We start from the raw sequence: 25,675 nt of genomic DNA on the forward strand, positions 1-25,675 counted from the left end.
TTACTGATTCATACATTACGTTTGATTCATGATGGCTCAATACAAATCAAGAGTGCCGCCACTGATGCCATATTGTGCAACAGTGGCGGCATTTTTTTGATCGCGACAATGAAAACCCACATAGATAACTATTAAAGTTGAAAGCTAGATGTATACTGTTTTTATATACAGTTAATGTGTGGGGTGTGTATGCCAGAAAGCGATGAAAATCAGAAAAATGCCATACGAAAAGAGGTAGAGATTTCATCTATCCCTAACTTCGCTTACGAGAAACCATTGATATCCATTGACGAGAATGGCGAACCTCGGGTTAGCTACCGTTCCAATGGCAATACGTTCCCAATCAAGAAGCTCCCCTTACTCTATATCGCTGGGTATGACGACAAAGACAACCTAATCAGCTACCAGCCATTAGATATGGTCAATGAGTTCTTATTGTCGAAAGCAATTGATGGTGGCGTGCTTGAACTCGGTACAGATGCACAGGGGCTTGCCCATTACTTCAGCTTTATACTGGACAAACAGGCTGAGTGGGATGCTGAATACGATGAAGGTGACTTTGACCCTCTCTATGATGACCCCCGTCCAGAATGGAGTGCCTTTCCTCGCAACAAGCAGGAACGTTTAACCTACCAATATCGAGATGGAATCAAGCATCTCGCTATTGATGGTGTATTGGCTAAATCAACGGCTAGGCAATATATGAGCAGTGTCGTTGGTTTCTATAAACACTGTCTTCGCCAAGGTATCCGCTTTAATAACCCTCCCTTCCAGTTTGAGACCGTTAATATCCATTTCGAGGCGTCTGCATCCAGTATGAAAGCTTACCAACGTAAGCAGGTGCACACGACCGATATGCGGATTAAGTTTGCAAAGCCATCTCGCAGTGGCGGCACAAACCTCAGCAACCTACGCCGTGACTTAAAACCGTTTACAAATAGTGAATGGAACATCCTACAAAATATACTTATGAAGTCCCGCAGGGTAGTTCGCCATGGTGACAATAATAAACTGCACTCACTGCCGATTGAGTTTTGCCTGCATCCAATGATTTGCCGTTATACAGGGTTACGTCGAGAGGAAGCAGCGAGCCTTCATTTGGGACAGGTTGTTAACCCCGAAACCATGATTCAGGACGGTGAAGAGGAGTTTAAAAAGCCTGTGATGGATTTGGGTGTCGGTGATAAATATCAATCACTCACAAAGACTGCTGAGGGCTTCGCAGAGAAGAATAAAAGCCGCGTTACTATTATCCCTGCCACATTAATGAAGGTGCTTTACGATTACTCGCAGTCTGACAGGTATCAAAAGCGTCTAGAGAAATTCAAAGCATGGTGCAAGGAGCAGGTTGAGGCAGGTAATACGCATCTCTTTGAGGGTGACGATGCCATTAACCCCGAACTTGAATACCTGTTTATTACCCAATCCGGGAAACCCATGTTTACCCGGCTACAAGACTTTACTGGGCGCTGGGTGGAAATACGTAATACTGCAAACCTAACCCAAGGTCTCGACAAACCGATTAACGGCTCCATACATAATTTACGTTCAACGTTTGCTGTGAATATCTTCCGCCACCTTTTAAATAAAAAGGATGAGTATGGCAACCCATCAATCACACCCGATGAGGCATTGGATAGGGTATCGGCTTTGCTAGGCCATGAAGATAGGGCGACGACCATGGAATACCTGAAAATAGCACAGGACATGCCCTCTGCCGACGAAATCTACGAGGATGTACTGGACTATATTGGCGCTTTTGAGGACTTGGAAGGGGCACTATGACGCAAGGACGTAAACGTACCAAGATTACAACAAAAAAGACCAGCGCACCTATCATCCCAATTCGTTTTGCAGATATGGTATTAGATTGTGGGAATGAAAATAAAGCTTACACACACCGTCTGCGTTATCTGAATGTCCCGACAGTAAATCAAATAAAGTCAGGGAATGAGGTATTGGCAAATCGTGATGATATCGTTAGGGAAATTCACCAACGGCTAAACCCATTACCTGAAAACATATCAAAGCAGAATTATTTTTCTGGGCTTGTTATTTACTTTAAATACCTTGATGGTATTGGTTACCACGGTGAGCTTTTCACTAATACTGTCATGATTGATTGCATTAAGCACTTCAATAAATTACGCGAAAAAGGTGAGAGGGTATCGTTAGCAGGGCAGGTTAAAGTCAGCTTATCTTTCTTATTAAGGCTGTGGAACAGAGAATCTGACCTCAAGACACTGCCAGAAGTTGCAGCACGCCCTTTGGCTGCAAATAAAGCGTTTCATGTGGAAACAGAGCTGAAGACTTTATCCAAAATATTGGTTAAAGGCGCACTGGTCTTTCAGGAAGCGATTGAGAAAAATGAGTTGCTAGATATTCACCCGTTCTTTGATGAAGAACGGTTTGATGAGCAAGTAAGGCGCAATGGCTGGAAATTAAGGCAAAGTGCAGAAAAGAAAAAGGGCTTCAAGCTGTGCATGAAACCCACAGCTGCAAATATAAAGAGTAGCCCGCTTCCACTTGAGCAACTTCATCGGCAAGCTCTTTATAATCAGGCATCGCGCAATTGGTTTTTCGTGTTCTCAATGCTGACAGGCATGAATACATCGGTGCTTGCTAATGTGCAGCATGGGGATGTTTCATTTAAAAGTATCGGTAGCGGGCGGTTTGTTTTTGACGGTGAGAAGTTCAGGGCGGGTTATAAGGACTTGGATAATAGCGCTGGTTTTAGTCAGCGAACCCAAGAGTTGATTACCCGATGGCTAAAAACATCTAAGGTGATGTACTTATCACTGGGTATCCCGCTGTCAAATGAGCTGCCGCTCTGCCCTTTCTTTAATACCAATGGTGAGGTTTGGACATTCATTAGCCATGGTTCAAATGTTGGCCTCATCAATACTCAGATTGAGAAGATAACTGGCTTAACGGTTACTACAAGCCGATTCAGGGCGACAAAATCCGATGTTCTGATGCGAGTCACTGAAGATATTTTCCTTGTGTCGCAGGGGCTGAATAATGACATAAATGTTGTCGCCCGACGCTACTCTAGTGGTGTTCAGGCAGACCACGATAACAACCTTAATGCCACGATGGGCGCACAATACGCTATTGCCAAGGGCGAGGATATTGGCAAAGCCATCGAGGATGCAAAGGTGATGCGCAGCGATATTTTGTCAGATTATGATTATAAGAATTTGCGCAGCCGTGAAAGTAAAGAGCAGCCATTAATGACAACGCCCAGTGGCATCAAATGCGCAGGGGCAACACCAGAGAAGCTTATTGCGGAAGCGAGGCGCATGAAGCAGTTAGGCATTGATTTTTCAAAAGATACAGGTCGTTGTACGGATTTTCTTGCTTGCTTTGATTGCGACAGCCATAAATTGGTGGCGTCAGAAAATGACATCTGGCTGATGCTGTCATTTTTAGAGCAAATTGAAGACCTCAAAGAGATGGTGGCGAGTAATTCCACACCGAAGGATGAGTATTTCGTGGTGGAAGGCATGTTAAAAAAGCCCTTCTCAGGCTGAAACAGAAAGCACCTAAAAACTACGCTCTAGCAAAACAAAAAGTGGATGACGGCGAGTACCACCCGCTTTACCAAGACCGAGCCAGCGTAAGCCAATTTTTTAAGGGGTAACTTATGTCTAAAAAGCTTATACAGTTTCGCCAAGAACTTGCTGAAAACCCGTATGTGACGTTTGACTCTGACAAGAACGGAGTGTCACGTGTCTTTGATGTAGAGTGGGACTTCCATGCCCTGAACCAGAATAAAAAAGCAATCTCTTTTAGGCATATTGATGAGAAGTACCGCCACGATATTCAGTCTTACCTCTATGCGCAGATGCAATGGCAAAAGGAAAAATCAAAATCTAACTCCCATGTGGCTGTTAGCTCGTTGCTAAAGAGAAGGGATCATTTAAAAGCCATCGCAACACGCTGGGGAAAAAGTGACTTCAGCTTGCTTTCGAGCGAAAAGGAGTGGAAAAGGTGCAGTAAAACATTGCATGGGGTCGGCAGTGAAGGTACGTGCCGAGCCGTTGCCTCAACGGTCAATGCATTGAATAAAGCAGATCTTGTATCGCGTTATGTCCATAAACGAGAGTATATCAAGTGGGTTAACCCTGATACGGAGGACGGTGGTCAGGCCATCGCATTTCCTGAAGTGATTCATGTCATTATTTTAAGGACAGTTGTTGAATTTGTGGAAACCTATCACCCCTATCGCCATCAGATTTCAGAGGCCATGGAGAAGCTATACACCTATCAGGATGAAATGTTCAACGCTGAGCAAAAAGCACTCGATGTAAGTACCTTAACCGATAGGCAAATGATGACATTCAGCAAAAGGATGTCTAACAGAGCAAGCAAGTGGCCTGAACGAAAAGCCATTCCTGACTTCTCCTTTCACAGGCGAGGAGGTTGGTTAGGTAAATTACTCAGGATGTGCTTTATTTGTGTCGGTTTGTTCTCCGCTGCCCGAAGGGAAGAGCTGCTTTCCATGAATAAAGAGAGCTATGATGATTCACTGGCTGCTGTACCCAAGGTCTCAGGGTTTTCTACAAAAGGAAATAAGGGCGAAAAGATTTATACGACGTGGAATACTGCCCCTATCGCAAAGCTGGCACTGGAGCTAGCTTATGACGCCACGCAAGCCGCGAGAAAATACAGTTTAAAACGACTGGATGACGGTTATCAAAATAGTCTGTTAACCCAAGACCAATATAATGCAAAGAAACAAGACCTTGAGAGTGCCTTTATTTCTTCTGATATCCCTTATGACAGTGAAGTAATCATAAATAAATCGTCGCTAAAATATAGGGTTGACGGTGCTGATGGTGCATTGAATATGAAAGAGTTCAACATTACTGCGACCGCAGAAGACGTTGAGGAATTCGACCTGCTAAATCCAGACCGCGCAGGGATCTTAAAGGTCGGAGGCGGTTTACCAAAGCTTAGCCCTCATGATTTACGGCGGAGTTTTGTAGTTTTTATGGTGAAGAACCGACTGGGCAACGCACTTACAGTTAAATACCAGCTTAAGCACCGCAATATAAACATGTCTAATTGGTACGCGAATTATTCCGAGCTGGCGCGTACCAAACAGCTGTTGATGGATACTCAGTTAATGAGTGAATTTGATGAAGCCATTGAAAGTTCAGCGGTCGACGCATGGGATGAGATTTACAACGTATCCGATACCTTAAGCGGTGCAGAAGGTGAGCGCATAGCCCAGAATAAAGCAGAGAGGCTAGCACAGGGGGAGGAAATTGTTATGTCCCGAAGTGAATTGGTAGCCTTGGTAAGGTCCGGTGACAAATCCATTGTGTTGCTTCCTACAGGGGGGTACTGCACCAACCGTAATTGTGAGCGCCTTTGCTCACTGATGGATATTGTTGAAGCCCCCTGTGAGCATAAGGTTGTCACGGATAAGGCGGCCAAAAGGCTATCGAGGGAGCGGGATAACCTCATTGCTTCGTTCCGGGCAATCAATGATATGGGTGATTATGCCAATGAATTGATTCTGGATGCCAGAAAGAAGAAGATTCTGTCTATTGAACCAACATTGGTCAAACACTGCATCCCATTTGAGAGCTTCAATGATGATATTAAGGCGGTATGGTCATGAAAGTAGAGTATAAGGCAACCTGCAAGGCAGAAGGGTTACTGGTCAATGCATTTCAGCGACTATTAGATGGTAAGCCGCTTCATGTTAAGGCAACGGGTAAACTCACGTTAAACCGAATCAATAATGAAGCCCAACTTGGCAATAGCTATGTCCATAAGTTCAAAGAGTTCGTGGCCTACGCCAAACCTGTTATCGATGAATACAACCTCAACCGTGATAAAGCAATGACAACAGGCTTAGATATTGAGCTCGATGTCCCTTTGTCTGAGCTTGATGGGCTAAAACACCAATTAAAAAAAGCCAATGAGCTTAAAGATAAATACAGGGTGCAACGAAATAATGCAATTGAGGCCCGAAAGCAGTTAGAGGCTGAGAACGCCAGGCTCCGCTTTAGGGTGTTTGACCTCCAACAAGAGTTATTGGGTGAAAATTCAGTTGTGACACCAATCCAGTCTTGAATTGATATGTAGTTGAGTTGAGTTGAGTTGGCTGAGTATGCTTCAGTTCAAAAGTAACCCAACCAATATTTACTAGTAGTTACTTATCTCTGGTAAAAGACAGTTCTTCATTTAAGAACGCTGCTACGGTCTCTAGTGCAGTGATATCGACAAAGGTGTGGTTATCAAGTTCTGCTTGTTCATTACGTTCTGGATACCACTGTGTTTTATCTGGCTGTGGTATTGTGTGATCCGCTTTGTACGGATAACGTTGGTTCGTAAATACATTTGCATTTCTTGCAAGATCATCATTTAAATCTCTTCTGTAGCGAGCCTGGTATCGCTCAGATAGGTAAAGGGTATCTTTCGGGTACTTACAGCCTAAGTTTGAAAATAGTGCCGACAAGTTGTGTCCTTTTTCATGCATGACACCGACTCCTCTACATCCATTCCAATATGTTGTCGTTCGTATACTCTTTAAATAACACTCTATTGATAGTGATAATAACATGTAGTAAGGAGGGCCACTTACGTTGTTAGTTTGTAAGACTGTTGCAGCATCATAGAAACCCTTAGCCTGTGTACTAAAACCAAAGTCTACAATCTCATTAGTACTTATAATGGACCCGCTTTCAAGAGCCTCATTCCATCGCTTTTGAAGCTTTGTCTGAGCTTTATTTTTCATAGTGTTGTTTGTAGAGTCATTTAGAAGATAATTTTCGTTGATCAATTTTGCCACAAAAGCGACCTATGATGATTGTTCTATGCAATTTTCAATTTTGCTAATTAGGAACTCACCAAATTCCTTGGTTATCTGCACTTTATCGTTGCCAAAATTAAGCGTGCCAAGGCTGAATTTCCCTGATGTGGTTACTGCTGTAGTTGGGTATAATTGTCGGAACTCCTCTAATACTTCATTTCGTTTAATGTCATGTTTCCACCATGAACTGCCGAAGTCACAGCTACGATTTTGCCCTTCCATGTACCATGGCCATCGCTCTTTCCATGATTCTAGTTTTATCTCTTCCTCCGTAACATGAAATAAACTGCCAGTGACTTTAAAGTAACTAAGTAAAGAGCCTGACCCAACTCCTGTCGTAATCACAATATCACCCTTGGTCACGCCTTTGGGTTTTTTCTTTGAGAAGTGTAAGTTTTGGTGGAGGTCGGAGAAGTCTTGACGATCCTCTAAAAGAACCGGCTCTTCACTGGTACCAATTGGCTTAAGAAAATAGAGTGATTCTTTATCCGAGTCGCTTTCAGATGAGTAAACTCGTGGCAATATATCAATATCTGCTTGAGGCTGAGTAGTTTCCCATACCTTGGTCGATTGATAATGTTCGGCAAATATTACTGCTTTTCTTAGCTGAGTTAATGTTAACTCCCTATACTCGATTGCTTCGTAAATCTCATCTAGTAGGTTGACTAGTTGCTCGCTATGACCAGAAAGTAAGCCCCACTCATGGTTATGCTTTTGGCCGTTATTCGTGAAATTCGCAGATGTAATTATTGCTTGATGCTCATGGGTGTTAGTGACGATATAAACTTTTCCATGAAGGCTGTTATCAACATGTACCTTTACTTTTATTGATGGAAGATGCACATGAAAGTACTCGAGGAAATCTAATAATTGTTTCGGTTTGGTTAGCTGCTCTGGGGCGTTAGCTTTAAATGTGGTTACTAACTCAATGCACTTTATGTTTTTGAAGTCAAAACTAGCTAGAAACTCAGTCATATTAGATGCTAAGAATGGAGATGTTATCAGCAGCCTATCACCGCCTTTGGTGATTAATTTCTGCAGCTCATCATGGTGAGTGCCTGTTATGTTCGAGATTACTTTCATATTCTTTAGATCAATCGATGAATTTAGTTATATCCATAATATGCAACAGTAGGTTCATGGCATCAAAGATTTATGTGGAAATGAACTTCACTATTACCCAAGTTTAAGTTATGGCGCACATTACTATGGTGGCTTCGCATAAGGACGAAGCTCTCTTTGATGCGAAACCTACTATCACAAGTATTCATAAATCCAACTTCTCCAACCATGAGCAAACCCAAAGGTGCAATTACCGATTACCTCAAAGGGTTTAATCTTCCTCACTTCGTATCTATATATTAACCACGGAAAATGACTCTCCCAACGTAACTACCATTCATATCTCTCCTCTCACATCTAGCTTCTGTTTGTTTAGAATCTGATATCTGTTTGCGCTTGGGGGCAATCCACTTACCGGTCAGTAGCAGAACGGCGAGGGAAAAGTCCAAGCGATAAACCCTTGACTCAAAGTCCTTCCATTGGCGCACAATGCTGGCTGCTTCGCTATAAGTAAGAATTTGTGATTGCCCTGTCACGCATTTGATGGCGTTCCTGAAGGTTGTTGCCTCCCAGTTTTTCGGATTTTTAAACATATTTCGGATAATGATTTCTGCTTTTTCACGTTCTTCTTTCACCGTTAGAGGGCGGGTTTTGTTTTTTGGAGCCGTCGTTTTCGATGGTCCAGTATCAAAACGTTCACTCTGAGCAACCTTGGGCTTTGGTGTTTTTGTTGCTGGTTTGTCTTTCTTGAGGGTTGCAACAAACCCCAAAGCTTCAAGTTGACGCTGAAATTCTGTTATAGCCATAAGTAAACACCATAAATATGAGACCTGATGAGTACATCACGTTGCTTTGGCTTCATCAATGAGGCGAGGTCACAGTTCAAGAAAGTCACAATCCATGTTCGATAACTCCATAAGATGCTGTTTTATATTGCTTTATATTCATTTTATTTATTCTGCGTATTACTCTTTTCAATCAACAATAAAATAATCAGTAAAAAATTTTAAAAATCAGCTTTACACTTTTTGTGGTTAGGCGTATATTACCAACCAACAAGGCGGAAGGAGATGCAGATATGGCAAAGACAAGACACATCCATCAGCGAATGAATCAACGTGGCATCAATGAGCAAATGCTTGAGATTGTGAAAATGTTCGGTGTCGATGAAGGTGATAAAACCTACCTAAATCGCAAAGGCATTGATGCTGTTGAGAAACAGCTCAAAGCATTCTTGAAGCAGATGGAAAAAATGAAAGCTCGTGGTGGTGTTGTCCTGGTTGAGTCTGGTGAGGCTGAGATAACAACCTACACACTAGACAGCTATAACCGCACTCGCATCCACTAATATTTGAAGGAAATTCAGCGTGAAACAGCAACTACACACCCTAATTCAATCATTCCATGGTTCTTATGAGCCATTACTATTTAACGAACTTTTTGCCGCTTGCTGTGCTTGGGTGAAATTAGAGAGAAATGGGGAGATTGATGGCCAGAACCAAACACTTGAAGAAGTGTTTCGTAATCCGAGTTTCTCATCGTTTTATCAAAAAAGCCTGACCGATGAGAAGTTGGCTTCCACAGTTGAGCGCTTGACGTCATCCATGCAAGAGCTAGTAGGCGCTGGTGTGGTTACTTATCAAGATCTATCTGAAACTATCACGCATCTATGCCAGAGTGCTGGTCGTCAAGTTGGTGCTCTATCACACCCTCAGGAGCTTCTTGATTTAGGAGTTCAACTTCTTGAGGGACAGGTTACAAGCGTGTATTGCCCATTTAATGCTGGATACCAATTCGGTCAAAATGTTCAATCAGGCGGCGAAATCGTTTGTGAAACGATGAATATGACTGATGCTTTCTTGGGCCAAGTTCATAACCTGTTGTTGGACAAGTCCGTTGATATTATTGCGACTGACCCAATCAAAACACCAAAACTGATTGGTGAGGGTGGGTTAAAGCAATTTAGCAGCGCGGTCGCAATGCCTCCCTTCGGCGTGAAATATGGTAAAGACGAAGTTCATGATATCTGGGGACGGTTCCCGGAAAAATCCCTAATGGGTGATGTCTATCATCTACGTCATATGTTGGCACACGCCGATCTTGTGGTTTGTTACGTCACCAATGGTTTCCTTTTCCGCACCGCAGCGGGTGAGAAGCACTTCAAGCAAGACATTGTCGAAAAGAATTGGTTGAAAGCTGTTATTTCTCTACCTGGTAACTTGCTCACAGATACCAGCATACCTGTCAGTGTTGTTGTTATTGATAAAAATAAAACAGATGACCAGATTACTTTTATAGATGCTAGCAGTGATCACTTTATTGAGAAGCTTGGTCGTGTAAAAAATAAGTTATCTGATGTAGAGCAAGTGCTTAAACTCGTCAATTCAGAGGAGACAACAGTTTTCAGTAAACGATGCTCAGTGCGTGATGTCGAAGAAATGGACTTTAACTGGTCGCCGAATCGTTACGTCCAGTCAGAAGAAGAAGCAGAGTTATCGTCTTTTTTGAGCCAATTCAAAACAGCAAAGCTGTCTGATGTTGCTGATATTGTTCGCCTCCAGGCGATTAAGCATGATGAAAATGGTACAGAGACATTCATTGAGCACAATCTCACCAGCCTTAATGCCATTGGTCAACTGGCTGGTGAAGGAAAGAAACTTCAAGTTAGTTCGAAAGACATCAATAAAGCCAAAAAGCAGCAAGTGAAACCTCATGATGTACTGGTTTCTTGCCGTGGAGCTGTAGGACGCATTGCCTTGATTGATGAAAATGTGCCAACGAATACTTTGGCAAGTCAGGCTTTTGCCATCGTAAGGATAAAACCACATGTGGAAGGCATTACCAGTCTATCCCTGTATCAATATTTGGTCTCTTACTATGGCCAGCTGCAATTCTCTGGGCTGGTGACGGGGACTACCGCACAGATGCTAAATGCCAAAGATCTTGGGGATATGCCTATTCCGCTTTTCGAGCATGAAAAATTAGAAGTGTTTGATTCTATTCGTGCAAAGACACTGGATTACCAACAGCAGCTGAACAAGATAGAATCGGCAATGAAACAACTTAGCTCAAGCTGGATAGATCAAGTACAATAGCGGTTTTTTGAAGCTATTTCATCGAAAGAACAACCATAAACTGCCAACTTGCATACAAAAATGCTGGTTGGCACCAACTGAAGATTTTTTATGAACCAACAAGAACAGCAATTTCTAAAAGATCTAGAGGGTAAACTCTGGACGGCAGCAGACAAGCTGCGCTCAACGCTAGACGCCGCACAATACAAGCACGCGGTGTTAGGTCTAATCTTTGTTAAATACGTCTCTGATGCGTTTAAGCTGCGCCAAGATGAGATAAAAGCTGACCTAGCTAACCCAGATCATGAATACTATCTAGATCCAGCGGATTTCTCCGAAGAGGAGTTAGCAGAAGAGATCGCAGCCGAACTAGAAGTGCGTGATTTCTACACCGAGAAAAATGTGTTCTGGCTACCAACAGAGTCTCGTTGGCAGTTCCTACAAGATAACGCACCTCTGGTTATCGGTGGTGCAGACCTTGAAATCGACGGTAAAGCGAAGAAGATTACTTCTGTTGGTCACCTTATCGACAATGCTTTAGAAGGCATCGAACGTGACAACCCGAAACTGAAAGGCGTACTTAACAAGTCATACTCAGGCTTGAAGATAGACCAGGCTAAGCTAAACGAGCTTATTAACCTGATTGCAACCATTCCTTTCGATCACAACTCGCTAAACAGTAAAGATATCCTTGGCCATGTGTACGAGTACATGCTTGGTCAGTTTGCACTTGCTGAGGGTAAAAAAGGCGGTCAGTTCTATACACCTGCTTCTATCGTATCGCTAATCGTTGAGATGATTGAACCGTTTGAGGGTCGTGTTTATGACCCTGCAATGGGTTCAGGCGGTTTCTTTGTACAGTCAGAGAAATTTATTGAGCGTCATGCCAACGAGAAGAAAGTCGATGCACTAACTCAGAAGCAAAAAATCTCTATCTACGGTCAAGAATACAACCACACGACGTGGCAGCTAGCGGCAATGAACATGGCTATCCGTGGTCTTGATTACGACTTCGGCAAAGAGCCTGCGAGTACCTACACCAACGTTCAACATCCAGACCTTCGTGCAGACTTCATCATGGCAAACCCTCCATTCAACATGAAAGAGTGGAATACAGGTGTTGATGATAACGATCCACGCTTCAAATACGGTCAGCCGCCAGCAGGTAATGCCAACTTTGCATGGATGCAGCACATGCTTCACCATCTTGCTCCTGATGGTTCTCAGGCGCTTCTGTTGGCAAACGGCTCAATGAGTTCGACAACCAACAATGAAGGTGAGATCCGTAAAGCGCTTATCGAAAACGATCTCGTTGAATGTATGGTGGCGCTACCCGGCCAACTGTTTACTAACACGCAGATCCCAGCATGTATTTGGTTCCTAACCAAGAACAAAACAGCTCGCACAGATAAAGCGGGTCGCAAACTGCGTGCGCGTAAAGGTGAGGTACTGTTCATTGATGCTCGCAACCTTGGCTATATGAAAGATCGTGTTCTACGTGACTTTAGCTTTGATGATATCCGTAAAGTCGCTGACCTATACCACGCATGGAAAACGGGTGAAGAGGTTCATGGTGTTGGCTATGAAGACCAAGCTGGTTTCTGTAAATCAGCAACGCTTGAAGAAATCACTAAGCATGACTTTGTGCTAACACCGGGTCGTTATGTAGGTGCCGCTGAGGAAGAGGACGATGGCGTTCCTTTTGCTGAAAAGATGGCGGCACTGACGACCAAACTGGGTGAACAGTTCGCTGAATCAGCAACATTAGAAGCTGAGATCAAGAAGAACCTAGCGGGGTTAGGTTATGAGCTTTGATTTGTTGATGCTAGAAGAACTCGGCATTCAGCTAATTGATGGTGACCGTGGTAAAAACTACCCTAAGAAAAATGAGTTTAAGCCGGAAGGTCACTGTTTGTTTTTGTCTGCCAAAAACGTAACTAAGTCAGGCTTCCAGTTCGCGGACAAAGAATATATCACTGAAGAGCGACACAATTTATTGAGGGCTGGTAAGTTAGAGCGTTCTGACATAGTCCTAACTACCCGTGGCACCATCGGTAACGTTGCATTTTATGATGATTTTGTTCCTGATGATATTGTTCGTATAAACTCCGGCATGTTGATTCTGAGAGCTGATACAACTGTTTGGAATCCTCGCTTTTTGTATTTTTTGTTCACTTCTAAGCTGGTTCAAGATCAAATAGCATCGTTGACTTCTGGCTCTGCCGTGCCCCAATTGCCAGCTAAAGATCTTAAGAAGTTTTCATTGCCCCTAATTCCAGTTCCAACACAGAATGCTGTGGTTAAAGTGATCGGTGATATCGCAGATAAATTATCTTTGAACTCTAAAGTTAGCCAAACCCTAGAAGAAATGGCACAGGCTATCTTCAAATCATGGTTTGTCGACTTCGACCCCGTCAAAGCCAAGATGAATGGTGAGCAACCAGAGGGTATGGATGCGGCTACTGCCTCGCTATTCCCAGAAAAGCTCGTTGAGTCAGAGTTAGGGCTGATCCCTGAAGGTTGGGAAGCAACAGACATCGATAACGCAACTTCTAAAGTTTTTAGTGGTGGGACTCCATCAACGAAAAATGAAGCTTTTTGGGGAGGTGAGTTACCTTGGTTTTCTTCTGGTGAAACGCGTAATAATTTTATCATTGAGACAGAAAAACATATTACTCAAGAGGGTGTTGATGGTTCTTCAACAAAAGCCTCTGCTTATGGTGATGTACTAATCGCTTCAGCGGGTCAGGGGCACACCAGAGGACAAACTTCTTTCAATTCAATTGACTGCTACATAAACCAGTCTGTTGTAGCTCTTCGCGCATCTGACAATATTTCGCCATATTGGCTCTATTACTGCCTTGAGAGAAGATATGATGAGATGCGCTCTGTCTCCGATTCTCATAGTAGTCGAGGAAGCTTGACTACAAAGCTGCTCAAAGCGCTACCAATTGCGAGGCCGAGCAAAGAAATCGTTAACGCATTCGATGCGATTGTCGAGTCTTTAGTCCGAAAACAAGTAGCGAACGCAAAGCAGAATAAAGAGCTATCTCTTCTACGTGACACCTTGCTTCCTAAATTGCTTTCCGGCGAAATCGAGTTAGGTCAAACCGAGCAACTGGCCGAGGTAAGCTAATGGCAACCCGAGTGGAGGTGAATTTCGAAATAACAGGGCGAACAGGAATTCTCCGCTCGGGTGCTAACCAAGTTAAAATGGCAATCGGCTAACCGGATTGTCACTGAAAATAAAGACTTCCATCATTACATCGAACAAGTGGGTATTTACAACCAGACAGGGCGTTTGATTAACAGTGCGTGGAATAAGTGAAGGTAAAGTCTGAATGATCACAGAAGACCAACTAGAACAACAATGCCTTGAATGGTTTACCAACCAAGGTTACCTATACAAAAATGGCTATGATATTGCGCCTGATGGTGAGTCACCAGAGCGTGACGATTACCACCAGGTCGTGCTCAAGCAGCGCTTGCTCAACCAACTGGAAATTTTAAACCCATCATTGCCTGTAGATAGCTTAATGACTGTGGTGAATACGGTCAGTACGCCTGATACTCCGGTACTGATCAAAAGTAACCGAACTTTCCATAAATACCTGATTGAAGGTGTGCCGGTGGAATACACCATTTTTGAAGATGGTGAAACCAAGACGAAGCATACCCATGCCCAACTGATGGACTTTACCAACCCGGACAACAACGAGTTCTTGGTAGTTAATCAGTTTACGATAACCGGTACCAAGGGTAACCGCCGCCCAGATGTGGTGGTATTTATTAATGGTTTGCCTATCTCGGTTATCGAATTAAAGAACCCAGCAGATGAGCATGCCGATATCTGGAACGCCTACAACCAGCTGCAGACCTATAAGGATGAAATATCAGACTTATTCGTCTTCAACGAGGCGTTGGTGGTGAGTGATGGCTGGACGGCACGTGTCGGCTCTCTGACGGCAAACAAAGAGCGCTTCTTGCCATGGAAAACCGTTTCTGGCGAAGACGACAAGCCGCTGCTTGAGTTTCAGTTGGAGACCATGGTTCGTGGTTTCTTCAAGCAAGATTTACTGTTGGATTACATCCGCTACTTCGTTTTGTTCGAAACGGACAACGATAAAGTCATCAAGAAAATTGCCGGTTATCATCAGTTCCATGCAGTGCGTGCAGCTGTTGAAGCAACGGTTAAGGCCAAGCAGGCAGACGCTGATTTGCCGATGGTCGCCGAGAATATTGCCCGTTACCAAGTCCAAGCGACGAAAGGGTTGGATAAAATCAAGCCGGGTAGCGGTAAAGCGGGCGTGGTTTGGCACACGCAGGGCAGTGGCAAGAGTATCTCTATGGTTTGCTATGCCAGTAAGCTGTTGCAGCAGTCGACCATGAACAACCCAACCATTGTGGTGGTGACCGACCGAAATGATCTGGATGGCCAGCTCTATAATACTTTTGGTATGGCACAGGAAACGCTCAAGCAAATCCCACAGCAAGCTGATGACAGGGATGCATTGCGTGAGTTGCTATTCAACCGTCAGTCTGGTGGCATCATTTTTACGACCATACAGAAGTTTGCTCTGTTGGATGATGAAACAGAGCACCCGGTTCTATCAAAGCGCGCCAACATTGTGGTGGTGTCGGACGAGGCACACCGTAGCCAGTACGGCAATAAGTCCAAACTGGTCGAAGTTAAAGATGAAAACGGCGCAGTAAAAGGACACAAATACGTATACGGGTACTCCAAATACATGCGTGATGCTCTGCCGAATGCTTCGTTTATCGGTTTTACCGGTACACCTATCGCCATGGACGATAAGGATACCCGTGGTGTATTCGGTGAATACGTTTCTATCTACGATATTCAAGACGCAGTAAATGATGGTGCCACGGTGCCGATTTACTACGAATCTCGTTTGGCCAAGCTTGATATCAACCAGAAAGAAATCGAAACCTTGAACGACGAAGTTGAAGATGAGATCGGTGAGGATGAAGAAACGGCTTCTCGAGAGAAAATCAAATCTCAATGGGCAACCTTAGAGAAGCTCGTAGGGGCTGAGCCTCGGATCAAACAGGTAGCCAAAGATCTGGTTGAGCATTTCACGACCCGTACCAGCACTTTCCCGGGCAAAGCGATGATTGTGTCGATGAGCCGTGAGATTTGTGTTGATTTGTACGATGCTATCGTCGAGCTCAAGCCTGAGTGGCACCATGACGATCCTGAAAAAGGGGCGATTAAAATTGTGATGACAGGCAGTGCGTCAGACAAAGAGAAGATGCAGCCTCACATTCATGATAAGAAGACCAAGAAGCTTTTCGAGAAGCGTTATAAAGACACCGAAGATGAACTTCAGTTGGTGATCGTTCGTGATATGTGGCTGACAGGCTTTGATGCCCCATGCTGTCATACCATGTACATCGACAAACCGATGAAAGGTCATAACCTGATGCAGGCTATCGCTCGTGTAAACCGAGTATTTAAAGATAAGCCGGGGGGCTTGGTGGTTGATTACATTGGCATTGCTAACGAGTTGAAAAATGCCCTGAAGACATACACCAACAGCCAGGGAAAAGGACAGCCAACCGTAGACACGGCAGAAGCTTTTGCGGTGTTGATGGAAAAGGTCGATATCATCCGAGGTATGTTCGCCACTCCAGTCGATGGCGAGGTGTTTAATTACCGGCCTGATTTCGAAACCGATGCCCTGCGTTTGTTACCGGGTGCAGTCAACCACCTATCAGGGTTGTCCCATACGGACTCTAACGGTAAAGAAACACGAGATGGTAAGCGACGTTACCTTGATGTGATGGCAGCATTGACTAAGGCTTACTCACTTTGTAATACCATGGACGAAGTGCATGGCTACAAGAATGAGATCGCCTTCTATTCAGCGATTAAAGCGGCCTTTATCAAGCACTCCACAGTTGATAAAAAACGTACAGATGAAGAGCGAAACTCGGCCCTGAAGCAAATATTGAATAATGCTGTCGTAGCAGATGGTGTGGACGATATCTTCACTATGGTAGGGCTTGATAAGCCGAACATTGGCTTGTTGTCTGAAGAGTTTCTGGAAGATGTCCGGAATATGAAAGAGAAAAACCTGGCCGTCGAGCTGCTTGAAAAGCTGCTGCGAGATGAGGTTAAAGCTCGCATGAAAAATGATGTGGTGCAGGAGAAGAAATACTCAGACCGCATCATGACGACGCTTCAAAAGTACCATAACCGTAATATTGAAACGGCGCAGGTAATTGAAGAGCTAATCCAGTGGGCGAAAGAGATGCAGGAAGATGCGGCCCTTCTCGATAAGCTCAACCTGTCTATTGATGAAATCGCTTTCTACCGCGCATTGGTTGAAAATGAATCTTCTGTGCGAGAACTTGGCGATGATGCGCTTCGTAACTTGGCGATTGAGTTAACTCATCAGCTGCGTAAATCAGCCACGGTTGATTGGCAGAAACGTGACAGTGTTCGTGCCCGTATGCGTAACCTTGTGCGCCGACTGCTTCGCCGCTGGAAGTACCCGCCTGATGCTGCAGAAGAAGCCATCAAGCTTGTGTTGGAGCAAGCAGAAGTGCTGGCTGACGGTTGGCATGCTGCTTAACTAAATGAAAAGGCAAGGTGTGAATACCTTGCCTTTTTAATATCAAAACCGAGCCTTAATAGAGTAGTTTTGGCTAAAAAGTCGTTTAAAATGGCCGAACTTCACACCGTCTAAATCTCAGAACGCACAAACGCAGAGATTACCCGCTGTTTGAAAGAGCCTAATCTAATTTCATCGAGTGAACAAAAAGCACCTTGTGAATTGCTATCCCTGCTAGATGTAGCACCCCATACCAATTTAGAGCCTAGAGTGCCGTGGTAATCACATATGCTTGTATCGTTCGAAGTATTTGGTTGATTTTCAAAATCATACTCCATCGGGGTTGCCATCTTTGTAAACATACAAGACTCTGGAATGTCCTGTTCAATTCTTTCTGAAAAATTAATTAGGCTTTGTTCTGCAAAGGTAAATAACCACGCCTGCTGGTTTATAGCATCATTCACTCGGAGAATGCGGCCGAGCACCTGCCTAAAGTAGAGTTCTGTCTTGATTGCACTCATGTGGCAGCATACTTGAAGTCGGGGAATATCGGTTCCCTCGCTGATCATCCCGACACTAACAATCCATTGGGTATCACTCTGACGGTAATGTTCTATTTCTGCCAAAGGTTCATTATGACGGTAAGTCACAATAGAGACTGTTTGAGCGTATTTTTGACTTAGTATGCCCATAATAGTGTGTGCATGCTGTACTGAAGCTGCGACAATTAAACCGCCTGCGTTAGGAGATTGAGTGCGTATTTCTGCTAGCTTTTTGCAACCCAATCCAAGCAAGTACTCCATCGCCTCCTGATTGTGGATGACGTTTTGGTAAGAGGTTTTAGTCTGCTTAATCATTTCTAGAATCGAAGGAAATGACTCAACTTTATCATCATTAGTGACAGACAAATGTTCGTTATCAACCAGTACTATTTTAGGGGATCTGCAGACTTTATCTTTAATCGCCTGCTCTAGGGTATATTGATAATCAACGACAAGCTGTCCTTCTGGGTCACTGTATTCTCCCATTACTATGGGCAAAGAGTCAGAGCGCCAAGGTGTACCTGACATGGCGAGAGTATAAGTCGCTAAGCCTTGAATCCTGGTTAATATTTGCTGCCCCCAAACATTAGCATTTTCCAATTCAGTACCAGAACAATGGTGTATTTCATCAAATATTACGAACACTCTATGGTTACGCAGCGTCAGCCAAAATTCGTCGTTAAGGTACTGGATTGACTGATAGGTCAGCGATTGCCCAATAGAGCCTAACCCACCATTGAAAGTACAATTAAGTTTTCGCGAGAATGTTCTTTTTATTCCTTCGGAGACCGTTAGAGACGGAGAAAAGCAAAGTACAAGGTCGATCATATCCTCTTTCAGTAACCTTGAAGCGACTGTTGCAGCCAGTACTGTCTTTCCAGCCCCTGGTGTCGCTTGGCAAAAGAAGTGAACTTGTTTGCTTTTATATTTCTGTACAGCTTGTTCAGAACATTCGGACTGCCATTGCCTTAACATGCTTTGCTGCCTTCAGAGACAATTTTGAGAGCGTTTGTTAGGACATTGATCTGCCCGAGAAGGTGCGCAGAACGTTCTCGGGCCTGAACAAGGTACGGTGATAGTTTGGACTCTAATTCGGGAAAGCGGTTATAAAGAGACTGGTATCCTTCGATCTCGCCCAGAACAATCTCTAGTTCACCTTGGAACTGGTTACGCTCGTGACTCAAAATCGAGTAATCCGGCGCTGTAGGAGTACTGGTATCGATACTTCTTAAATCCGAGTTCTTTTTAAGGGTTTTAAAGTCATCGGTTTGAAAGTAACGTTTTTGCTGTCCGTTCCCTTCGCTTCTAAGCCAGTTATTACTCATAAAACGTAAGATTTGTCGGTATACCTTTCGACGGGCATCATCCAAATCGACGAAAGAGTCATCAATAGAGATGGAGGCATTTCTCAGTTCAACCACAGTGAAACCATCCATTTCTTTTTCTATCAATAACTTGTGCATTAATGCGCCGATTTTTCTTGAACGTGCCATCTTCTACTCATACAAACCAAAAAGCTAAGGATTGCTTAGTATACAGAAATCAGTAAAACTAAGAAAATCTTAGTTACCTTGAGATCAGAAACATGAAGCGTAAGTGTCATTCACTAACCCAATCCCAGCGCGCCTCAAAGATGCACGCAAAAAAGCAAAACTCTCCCAAAAGGCTTTGGGAGTGCGTATAGGTATGGATGAAAGTACAGCAAGTCCAAGAATGAACCAGTACGAAAAAGGCCGACATACGCCTGATATCAGTACTTTGAAAGCACTAGCGGACGAACTTGGTGTACCTTTAAGTTACTTTTTCTGTGAGGATGAAGTCTCTGCTGAATTGGCTGTGAACCTGAATAAGCTGTCAAAGAGTGATAGAGAAAAGATTTTGGATATTACATCTAAAATGATCGCTGACTCGCTAAAAGATGAAGCCTCTAAGGGTAACTAGTTTCCAAGTCCGATATGAAGTTTGTATATGGTAGGTTGAAAAAGTTGAGAATTTACAGGTCTAATTCTCAACTTTCCACTGTAAAATCATTAGGAAGTAGTGAAGCCACTCCATCCATTGATATCACTGGCCTCTCTCATGATTCATAAAAAATAAAATTAATTCTTGCTGAATCTCAACCACCCTAACCGCTAGTCGAACGCCCCTTTTCTGCTTCCTTCTTTGGTGGTCTAATGGCATTAAAGAGGGGAGCAAAATACCCATTCTCAACTCGCCTCCTCTCCTAGCCAATATCTCTTAGGTTATTGGTATGATTAGTTTTCTCTATAAATGCTTGAAAAAAAAGCCTGCATATGGATACTTACTCAAAATGATTATATTGGGTAGGTTCAATGAGTGCTCTAAGGCGGGCGTATAAGCCAAGAATTCCAATGCCAAGCCACCAGTGCTCAATGGTCAATCGTGAGTCATTGCCGAGGGAGTGTGGCGTCTATGCTATTTCCCAAGGCTTTGAATGCCTGCTGGTAGGCAGTGCTCCGGATGTGGGTAAAGCATTGCAATCGCTACATAAGGTCGGTGATGTGCAAATTACCCATGGCTGCACAGTTCAATTTTGGCGGTGCCGGGAAGAAAACCGGCAGGCGATGGAGTTATCGTTTATCTATTCGATGGATCCTAAGTTCAACATCCATCTACCGGATAACTTTGTTGAGATAATGCTTGATCACCTTAAGCCTGAATCCAGTCTGGCGGTGGAGGATATCGAACGTTTCTTCCAACACTTCCAAGCTAACCGGGCTTACAAGGTGCATGAGCATGAAGAGCGTCGCCGTAAAAACGAAATGACGCGGCTTGCTTACTTGGCTGCGTTTAGCGAATTGACAAATGATGAGCTAGATATGGTGCAAGATGCATTGGATCAGGTACGGCGAGAGCGCCGGGCCTAATAGGGTATACAGCCCAGAAATAGAAAAGCCAGCACATGAAAATGTTGCTGGCTTTTTGCTGTTTGGACGGTCGCGACTTAAAGTGTTTGGTTTAGGCCGCGAGGTCGGCATAGCTTCGTTCGAGGATCTCGACGATAGGCGCGGCTTTGTTGTGCTTGCGGATGTCGGCAAATAGCGCCTTGGCCTGCGGGTATTCATGGCGCAGGTAGGCAAACCACTGTTTGATGCGGTTCGGGTAATACAAGCCTTTATCGCCTTTGATTTCATAGGTTGAGTACTTCAGCAGGAGTTGCAGTACAGCTTCCCAACCCATATGGGCCTCATTGTGTTTGACCACGTTGCCAAGGTTCGGCAGGTTGATAGCACCACGGCATACCATTAGGGCATCGCTGCCAGTCACTTCCATACAGCGCTGGCCATCTTGATGATTCCAGATTTCACCGTTGGCTATAATTGGCGTTTTGACCTTAGCTTTTAGCTTACGGATATAGTCCCACTTGATGGTATCGGCCTTGTAGCCATCGACCTTGGTGCGGGCATGCACCACGATTTCATCCGCGCCAGCTTGGGCAACGGCATCGGCAATCTCATAGCAGTGGTTAGGTTCATCCCAACCAAGACGAACTTTGGCGGTGACCGGTAAGCGGGGATCGGTTGCTCCGCGTACCGCTTTGACGATGTCATACATCAAACCAGGATCTTGTAGCAGTACGGCACCGCCACGGCTTTTATTGACCGATTTTGCTGGGCAGCCGAAATTGATATCAATACCTGGGGAACCCAACGAAATGGCGCGGTGGGCATTCTCAGCCAACCAGTCAGGATCTTGGCCCAGCAATTGGACACGGACCGGTGTGCCGGAGGCTGTTTTACCGCCTTGGCGCAGTTCCGGGCACAGGCGGTAGAAGACACTGTTTGGCAGGAGCTGGTCAACCACACGGACAAACTCCGTGACGCACAGATCATAATCATTGATATCTGTCAGCATTTCCCGCATCAGGTGGTCAAGGACACCTTCCATCGGGCCTAGAATTACTCGCATGTGATTTCTCTTTGTGCCAATGTGCAAAAGTATAGGCGAGGGCTGATCCGGCAGATCAGCTCCGTGCCGCTTGGGTGCGAGATTTTAGTGGGTAATAGCAGGCTTGTCTAATAGCATCCGTCCTGAGAGGGTAAATACCTTTGGCAATTCGTGCCTTTGGGCCTCCAGGGCAAGGGTCAGCATTTTCTTTGCCACTTGCTCTGCCGGGATCGGATCAAGGTTGGCGAGTGGGCCAATAACCAGCGGGTGGAAGACATCGAAGATCCCTTGGACCATCAGTTCGTCTTTTCTGGGTTTGCTGCGTTCACCTTTGAGTGGGCCGGGGCGGACAAAGATGCAGTGCTCAAAGCCCATCTTCACCAATGCCTGTTCCATTTTCCCTTTACAACGCAGGTAATGGGAAGGAGACCAAGGACTGGCAAACAGGCTGGAAATGACAACAATATGCCGGACACCCAACATCTTCATGGTTTTGGCCACTTCCTTGACCAATTGGTAGTCCACAGCCTCCAGTGCTTTCTTGCTGCCGGCTTGTTTCTTGGTCGTCCCTAGGCAGATGAAACCGACAGTTGGCGTCGGGGAGGCGTCTTCCCATTCGGTGACACGCAGTTCAGGATGGATGATCTGGTGCAGCTTGCTGCCATGCAGGGGGAGCTCACGCCGAGAAAGCGCATAGACAGCCTCGAAATCGGGCTGGTTGAGGAGAAGATGTAAAAGTTCATCACCGACCAATCCGCTACCGCCAGCGATTATTGCACTGCTACCTGTCATTAATTTCCACCATCCTGATGATAACTCCATCTTTTTTGCCACCATTTACTGCAAAGTTCAATAGGTTTGTCTTTTTGTCACCATTTTCCTGTTCTGGCGCAAAAACCGTTATAATCAGCCGACGAAACAGATAATGAGAACCGACCATGACACAACTAATGACGTTACCCGAAGCTTGGGAAGGCATGCCTGCCACCTTTATTGAGGGTGCACTCTTGGCAGCCAATGCAAACCCAAAACCATTGGCACCAGAGATCTGGTTACCTGTGCTGATCACCGGTGGTGTCGATGAAGATGAGACGGTAGCGCTCCAGCAAGATGACAAAATGGCGGTGTTGAACCACTTTGAGTTGCAGTACCGCCATATCAAGGCCGGTGAATTTGAACTGCCAAAGGAACTGAGTTTTGAGCAGGCGGGCGAACTGACAGAGGCGATGCAGCAATTTGCCGAGGGTTTCCTAGCGGTATGGCCGCATATCGAGCCGAACTGGGCTGAGCAGCCACTAAATGATGGCACTATGCGTATGCTATCGGCATTAATCACTACTTTGATGCTGATGCTGGACGAGGAAAATACCTTGGCTCAGATGCAAGAAGCTGGGGTTACCGGCATGCCTGAACCAGAAGAACTCTACACCCAGCTACCATTGATGCTGACCGAAGTGGTAATGGCTGCCGACGATCTACAGCATGGCAATGCGGCACAGGCTGTTAACCCATTCAAGGAAACAGGCCGAAACGATCCTTGCCCTTGCGGAAGTGGCAATAAGTTCAAGCAGTGCTGCGGGAAGTAAAACGGTGGACGTCGAGCAGAACATGGCAAAGCCAGAGATTTTGGTCGTTGCTGGTGTGATTGAAAAGCAGGGAAGGTATTTGCTGACCCAGCGATTCGAGCATGCTAGCCAAGGTGGCTTGTGGGAGTTTCCCGGCGGCAAGGTCGAATCCGGTGAGACCGATGCACAAGCATTGGAGCGTGAGCTTCAAGAAGAGTTGGCTATCGAAACCACCACTGGGCAGTTTCTGGCTGACAGTGTATTCGATTATGGTGACAAGGTTATCCATTTAAAAGGTTACCTGACGCATTGGGTCTCGGGAGAGCTTGTCTTGCACAGCCACCAAGATGCCAAGTGGGTAGGGTGTGATGAGATTACTGGTTACGCCCTGTGTCCCGCTGACTATCCGATTGTTGATGCGTTGAAGCATCTTATCTACCAATAACTGCGTTCTATCACAGCATGGTGCAGAGGCAACGCACCAAGTTTGTCCCGTTTTCAAACCCTGGCTCGTGCTGGGGTTTTCTTTTTATCTGACTAACCAAAGCATCTGAATAAATGATCTTTAATGTTATTTATTGCAGTCAGCAATGGATAATCTGGTTAGTGTTGAATAATTTCCAGTCTTTTTATGAAAAATTAGCCTGATATTGCTCGTCAAAATTGTGCTTATGAGATGTTCCGGCAAAGCCCAAACGGGCACTACTTTTCTCCTTGTATTAAATTTATTTAAAACAGTGGTTTATGGGTGTTCTTTTTATCCTTTAAACAGATGCTAGACGCTTTCATTAATAATGCTTCTGAGCACTCTTACCTTCCTTTCTGCTCTATGGTGTTTAAAACTCATAACTAAACCCTGCAAATAGCATTGGAATGGCCCAGTAAAGGGGTGGTTTTGGGCATTAGATAGAAGGGTTTTAGCTTTTGTAGCACGGGACTGGTGCCAAAGTAGCTGATCATGCCAAATACTGAGCTGAAAGTAGTTGTAAACTTACAAACAAATTAGATCTTTGGTGGGTAATTCTGCTGTTTCTCTGTTTTAATACGCGTATTGACTGGGTGAGTGGTAATAATTCAGTTTTTCTAACTGTCTTGTTTTTTATCATTGGTCTTATTCACTATATTTTGAGGTTTGGTTATGTCTGTTAAAGGGCCATTTAACGTAAGAAGTGCTGCTGCGGATACTTTTGCAATGGTAATTTTTAGTTTTATTACAGGCATGATGATAGAAGTGTTTATATCGGGCATGACATTTGAACAGTCACTCGCTTCAAGAACACTGTCTATTCCGGTCAATATCGCGATTGCTTGGCCGTATGGTGTTTTCCGTGACATGATGATCCGCCAAGGCATGAAGCTATCAGCAACGGGGTGGATGAAAGGCGTTTCAGATATGCTGGCCTATGTATTGTTCCAGTCGCCAGTATATGCGTGTATCTTGCTAGTCGTCGGTGCTGACTTTGATCAAATCATCACTGCGGTGACAAGTAACGCGTTCGTCTCAGGTGCATTGGGTGTCGTTTATGGCCAGTTCCTTGAAATGTGCCGCCGTATGTTCCGTGTTCCTGGATACTACCAGCAAGCGTAAAAGTCACTTTGGCCTCGTTGCCTAATCACTATCTAATTCTATAGCCCCGAAGGTTTTGCCTTCGGGGTTTTTTCTATTTCTACCCAGTTGTCCCTCACTTTAGTGCGACAGCACGCTTTTCTACTATCTAGTCAAACTCCAAGTATCCATTATTTTAAGTTTGTTTGCGGTTATCTGCTTTTAAGTTGCACGAAAGTGCTTGGATAAGCATTGAACAAGCTGTTTCTGATTGTAAAAACATATCTCTGTTTGTGATGGATATGAAAGGCTGCAAAATTGATATACATCAAAGAAAAGATCGCTTATAAAACAAGTTGTTAACTTTTTGTTATTGCTTAATTGGTGTCTTACCAATATTTGCCTGTTAAATCATTATGTTAAATTTGTAGTATTATATTATGTTAACCTGATGTTTTATTTTCACGGGTGGGATCTTTGATTTCAAAAATGGTTTTTTACAGGTCGCAGGAGTCAATTCAGGTTAAATTCAGTTACAGGCATAGGGATATTGTTCATGATTTTACTGGC

The 25,675-nt window shown here is 44.4% G+C and carries 21 protein-coding genes and 1 pseudogene; 15 read left to right on the top strand and 7 right to left on the bottom strand.

Features of this window, described 5'->3' with window-relative positions:
• Window positions 1-189: 189 nt before the first annotated feature.
• The 4 genes and pseudogenes from C9J01_RS15960 (at window position 190) to C9J01_RS15975 (ending at window position 6,090) form a co-directional block, all read left to right on the top strand.
• Complete coding sequence (locus tag C9J01_RS15960) at window positions 190-1,785, top strand: tyrosine-type recombinase/integrase (RefSeq protein WP_107299133.1); 1,596 nt, start codon at window positions 190-192, stop codon at window positions 1,783-1,785.
• Window positions 1,782-3,643, top strand: a pseudogene (locus C9J01_RS15965) (hypothetical protein). Before C9J01_RS15960 ends, C9J01_RS15965 begins: the two are co-directional and overlap by 4 nt.
• Before the next feature lie 3 nt (window positions 3,644-3,646).
• Window positions 3,647-5,632, top strand: a complete 1,986-nt coding sequence (locus C9J01_RS15970) for a site-specific integrase (protein ID WP_107299134.1) — start codon at window positions 3,647-3,649, stop codon at window positions 5,630-5,632.
• Window positions 5,629-6,090, top strand: a complete 462-nt coding sequence (locus tag C9J01_RS15975) for a hypothetical protein (protein ID WP_107299135.1) — start codon at window positions 5,629-5,631, stop codon at window positions 6,088-6,090. Before C9J01_RS15970 ends, C9J01_RS15975 begins: the two co-directional genes overlap by 4 nt.
• Before the next feature lie 79 nt (window positions 6,091-6,169).
• Here the strand turns inward: C9J01_RS15975 and C9J01_RS29500 are convergent, their stop codons facing one another.
• From C9J01_RS29500 to C9J01_RS15990, 3 genes are all read right to left on the bottom strand, one after another.
• A complete protein-coding gene (locus C9J01_RS29500) occupies window positions 6,170-6,808 on the bottom strand; it encodes a hypothetical protein (protein ID WP_146157087.1) in 639 nt (212 codons plus the stop codon).
• A gap of 9 nt (window positions 6,809-6,817) precedes the next feature.
• A complete protein-coding gene (locus C9J01_RS15985) occupies window positions 6,818-7,912 on the bottom strand; it encodes a restriction endonuclease PLD domain-containing protein (protein WP_107299137.1) in 1,095 nt (364 codons plus the stop codon).
• A 278-nt stretch (window positions 7,913-8,190) separates the two neighbouring features.
• Window positions 8,191-8,697, bottom strand: a complete 507-nt coding sequence (locus C9J01_RS15990; protein WP_107299138.1) for a hypothetical protein — start codon at window positions 8,695-8,697, stop codon at window positions 8,191-8,193.
• A gap of 272 nt (window positions 8,698-8,969) precedes the next feature.
• Here C9J01_RS15990 and C9J01_RS15995 point away from each other — a divergent pair, with 272 nt between their 5' ends.
• From C9J01_RS15995 to C9J01_RS16020, 6 genes are all read left to right on the top strand, one after another.
• Window positions 8,970-9,239, top strand: a complete 270-nt coding sequence (locus tag C9J01_RS15995; RefSeq protein WP_107299139.1) for a DUF4258 domain-containing protein — start codon at window positions 8,970-8,972, stop codon at window positions 9,237-9,239.
• 19 nt (window positions 9,240-9,258) lie between these two features.
• A complete protein-coding gene (locus C9J01_RS16000; protein WP_107299140.1) occupies window positions 9,259-10,986 on the top strand; it encodes an N-6 DNA methylase in 1,728 nt (575 codons plus the stop codon).
• Between the two features lie 90 nt (window positions 10,987-11,076).
• Window positions 11,077-12,780 carry a class I SAM-dependent DNA methyltransferase gene (locus tag C9J01_RS16005; protein ID WP_107299141.1) on the top strand — a complete coding sequence of 568 codons (1,704 nt, stop codon included), beginning with the start codon at window positions 11,077-11,079 and terminating at the stop codon, window positions 12,778-12,780.
• On the top strand, window positions 12,770-14,101 hold the full coding sequence (locus tag C9J01_RS16010; RefSeq protein ID WP_107299142.1) for a restriction endonuclease subunit S: 1,332 nt from the start codon (window positions 12,770-12,772) through the stop codon (window positions 14,099-14,101). Before C9J01_RS16005 ends, C9J01_RS16010 begins: the two co-directional genes overlap by 11 nt.
• A 60-nt stretch (window positions 14,102-14,161) precedes the next feature.
• Window positions 14,162-14,293 carry a hypothetical protein gene (locus tag C9J01_RS30030; protein WP_272898724.1) on the top strand — a complete coding sequence of 44 codons (132 nt, stop codon included), beginning with the start codon at window positions 14,162-14,164 and terminating at the stop codon, window positions 14,291-14,293.
• Window positions 14,294-14,306: 13 nt separating this feature from the next.
• The gene (locus tag C9J01_RS16020; protein ID WP_107299143.1) at window positions 14,307-17,564 is read left to right on the top strand and encodes a type I restriction endonuclease subunit R; all 3,258 of its coding nucleotides are present in this window, start codon (window positions 14,307-14,309) and stop codon (window positions 17,562-17,564) included.
• 110 nt (window positions 17,565-17,674) lie between these two features.
• Here the strand turns inward: C9J01_RS16020 and C9J01_RS16025 are convergent, their stop codons facing one another.
• Together C9J01_RS16025 and C9J01_RS16030 are read right to left on the bottom strand one after the other, a co-directional pair.
• Window positions 17,675-19,060 (bottom strand): DEAD/DEAH box helicase, encoded by a 1,386-nt coding sequence (locus tag C9J01_RS16025; RefSeq protein WP_107299144.1) that lies wholly within the window; start codon window positions 19,058-19,060, stop codon window positions 17,675-17,677.
• Window positions 19,054-19,578 (bottom strand): hypothetical protein, encoded by a 525-nt coding sequence (locus C9J01_RS16030; protein ID WP_107299145.1) that lies wholly within the window; start codon window positions 19,576-19,578, stop codon window positions 19,054-19,056. Before C9J01_RS16030 ends, C9J01_RS16025 begins: the two co-directional genes overlap by 7 nt.
• 103 nt (window positions 19,579-19,681) lie before the next feature.
• On the opposite strand from C9J01_RS16030, the gene C9J01_RS16035 reads away from it, so the two are divergent.
• On the top strand, window positions 19,682-20,026 hold the full coding sequence (locus tag C9J01_RS16035; protein WP_107299146.1) for a helix-turn-helix domain-containing protein: 345 nt from the start codon (window positions 19,682-19,684) through the stop codon (window positions 20,024-20,026).
• A gap of 392 nt (window positions 20,027-20,418) precedes the next feature.
• Window positions 20,419-20,973, top strand: a complete 555-nt coding sequence (locus C9J01_RS16040; RefSeq protein WP_146157088.1) for a hypothetical protein — start codon at window positions 20,419-20,421, stop codon at window positions 20,971-20,973.
• A gap of 91 nt (window positions 20,974-21,064) precedes the next feature.
• On the opposite strand, the gene dusC is transcribed toward C9J01_RS16040, so the two are convergent.
• Together dusC and C9J01_RS16050 are read right to left on the bottom strand one after the other, a co-directional pair.
• Entirely contained in the window at window positions 21,065-22,015 is a 951-nt protein-coding gene (gene dusC / locus C9J01_RS16045; protein WP_107299148.1) for a tRNA dihydrouridine(16) synthase DusC, read from the bottom strand.
• 84 nt (window positions 22,016-22,099) lie between these two features.
• On the bottom strand, window positions 22,100-22,816 hold the full coding sequence (locus tag C9J01_RS16050) for an NAD(P)H-binding protein (RefSeq protein WP_237156988.1): 717 nt from the start codon (window positions 22,814-22,816) through the stop codon (window positions 22,100-22,102).
• Between the two features lie 116 nt (window positions 22,817-22,932).
• Here C9J01_RS16050 and C9J01_RS16055 point away from each other — a divergent pair, with 116 nt between their 5' ends.
• From C9J01_RS16055 to C9J01_RS16065, 3 genes are all read left to right on the top strand, one after another.
• Window positions 22,933-23,580, top strand: a complete 648-nt coding sequence (locus tag C9J01_RS16055) for a YecA family protein (RefSeq protein ID WP_107299150.1) — start codon at window positions 22,933-22,935, stop codon at window positions 23,578-23,580.
• Window positions 23,581-23,602: 22 nt separating this feature from the next.
• Window positions 23,603-24,004 carry a (deoxy)nucleoside triphosphate pyrophosphohydrolase gene (locus C9J01_RS16060; RefSeq protein WP_107299227.1) on the top strand — a complete coding sequence of 134 codons (402 nt, stop codon included), beginning with the start codon at window positions 23,603-23,605 and terminating at the stop codon, window positions 24,002-24,004.
• Window positions 24,005-24,697: 693 nt separating this feature from the next.
• Window positions 24,698-25,147: an L-alanine exporter AlaE gene (locus C9J01_RS16065; RefSeq protein ID WP_107299151.1), complete on the top strand. Its 450-nt coding sequence runs from the start codon at window positions 24,698-24,700 to the stop codon at window positions 25,145-25,147.
• The last annotated feature ends 528 nt before the right edge of the window (window positions 25,148-25,675 follow it).

Origin of the sequence: Photobacterium rosenbergii (assembly GCF_003026455.1) — a bacterium.
Taxonomy (GTDB): Bacteria; Pseudomonadota; Gammaproteobacteria; order Enterobacterales; family Vibrionaceae; genus Photobacterium; species Photobacterium rosenbergii.

Bases quoted from the DNA above. Each gene is read 5' to 3' on its own strand.
- C9J01_RS16060 (WP_107299227.1), top strand. From the start codon at position 23,603: ATGGCAAAGCCAGAGATTTTGGTCGTTGCTGGTGTGATTGAAAAGCAG.
- C9J01_RS16055 (WP_107299150.1), top strand. From the start codon at position 22,933: ATGACACAACTAATGACGTTACCCGAAGCTTGGGAAGGCATGCCTGCC.
- C9J01_RS16010 (WP_107299142.1), top strand. From the start codon at position 12,770: ATGAGCTTTGATTTGTTGATGCTAGAAGAACTCGGCATTCAGCTAATT.
- C9J01_RS16040 (WP_146157088.1), top strand. From the start codon at position 20,419: ATGAGTGCTCTAAGGCGGGCGTATAAGCCAAGAATTCCAATGCCAAGC.
- C9J01_RS16025 (WP_107299144.1), bottom strand. From the start codon at position 19,060: ATGTTAAGGCAATGGCAGTCCGAATGTTCTGAACAAGCTGTACAGAAA.
- C9J01_RS15990 (WP_107299138.1), bottom strand. From the start codon at position 8,697: ATGGCTATAACAGAATTTCAGCGTCAACTTGAAGCTTTGGGGTTTGTT.
- C9J01_RS15985 (WP_107299137.1), bottom strand. From the start codon at position 7,912: ATGAAAGTAATCTCGAACATAACAGGCACTCACCATGATGAGCTGCAG.
- C9J01_RS16050 (WP_237156988.1), bottom strand. From the start codon at position 22,816: ATGGAGTTATCATCAGGATGGTGGAAATTAATGACAGGTAGCAGTGCA.
- C9J01_RS16065 (WP_107299151.1), top strand. From the start codon at position 24,698: ATGTCTGTTAAAGGGCCATTTAACGTAAGAAGTGCTGCTGCGGATACT.
- C9J01_RS15975 (WP_107299135.1), top strand. From the start codon at position 5,629: ATGAAAGTAGAGTATAAGGCAACCTGCAAGGCAGAAGGGTTACTGGTC.
- C9J01_RS15970 (WP_107299134.1), top strand. From the start codon at position 3,647: ATGTCTAAAAAGCTTATACAGTTTCGCCAAGAACTTGCTGAAAACCCG.
- dusC (WP_107299148.1), bottom strand. From the start codon at position 22,015: ATGCGAGTAATTCTAGGCCCGATGGAAGGTGTCCTTGACCACCTGATG.
- C9J01_RS16030 (WP_107299145.1), bottom strand. From the start codon at position 19,578: ATGGCACGTTCAAGAAAAATCGGCGCATTAATGCACAAGTTATTGATA.
- C9J01_RS15960 (WP_107299133.1), top strand. From the start codon at position 190: ATGCCAGAAAGCGATGAAAATCAGAAAAATGCCATACGAAAAGAGGTA.
- C9J01_RS16005 (WP_107299141.1), top strand. From the start codon at position 11,077: ATGAACCAACAAGAACAGCAATTTCTAAAAGATCTAGAGGGTAAACTC.
- C9J01_RS16020 (WP_107299143.1), top strand. From the start codon at position 14,307: ATGATCACAGAAGACCAACTAGAACAACAATGCCTTGAATGGTTTACC.
- C9J01_RS15995 (WP_107299139.1), top strand. From the start codon at position 8,970: ATGGCAAAGACAAGACACATCCATCAGCGAATGAATCAACGTGGCATC.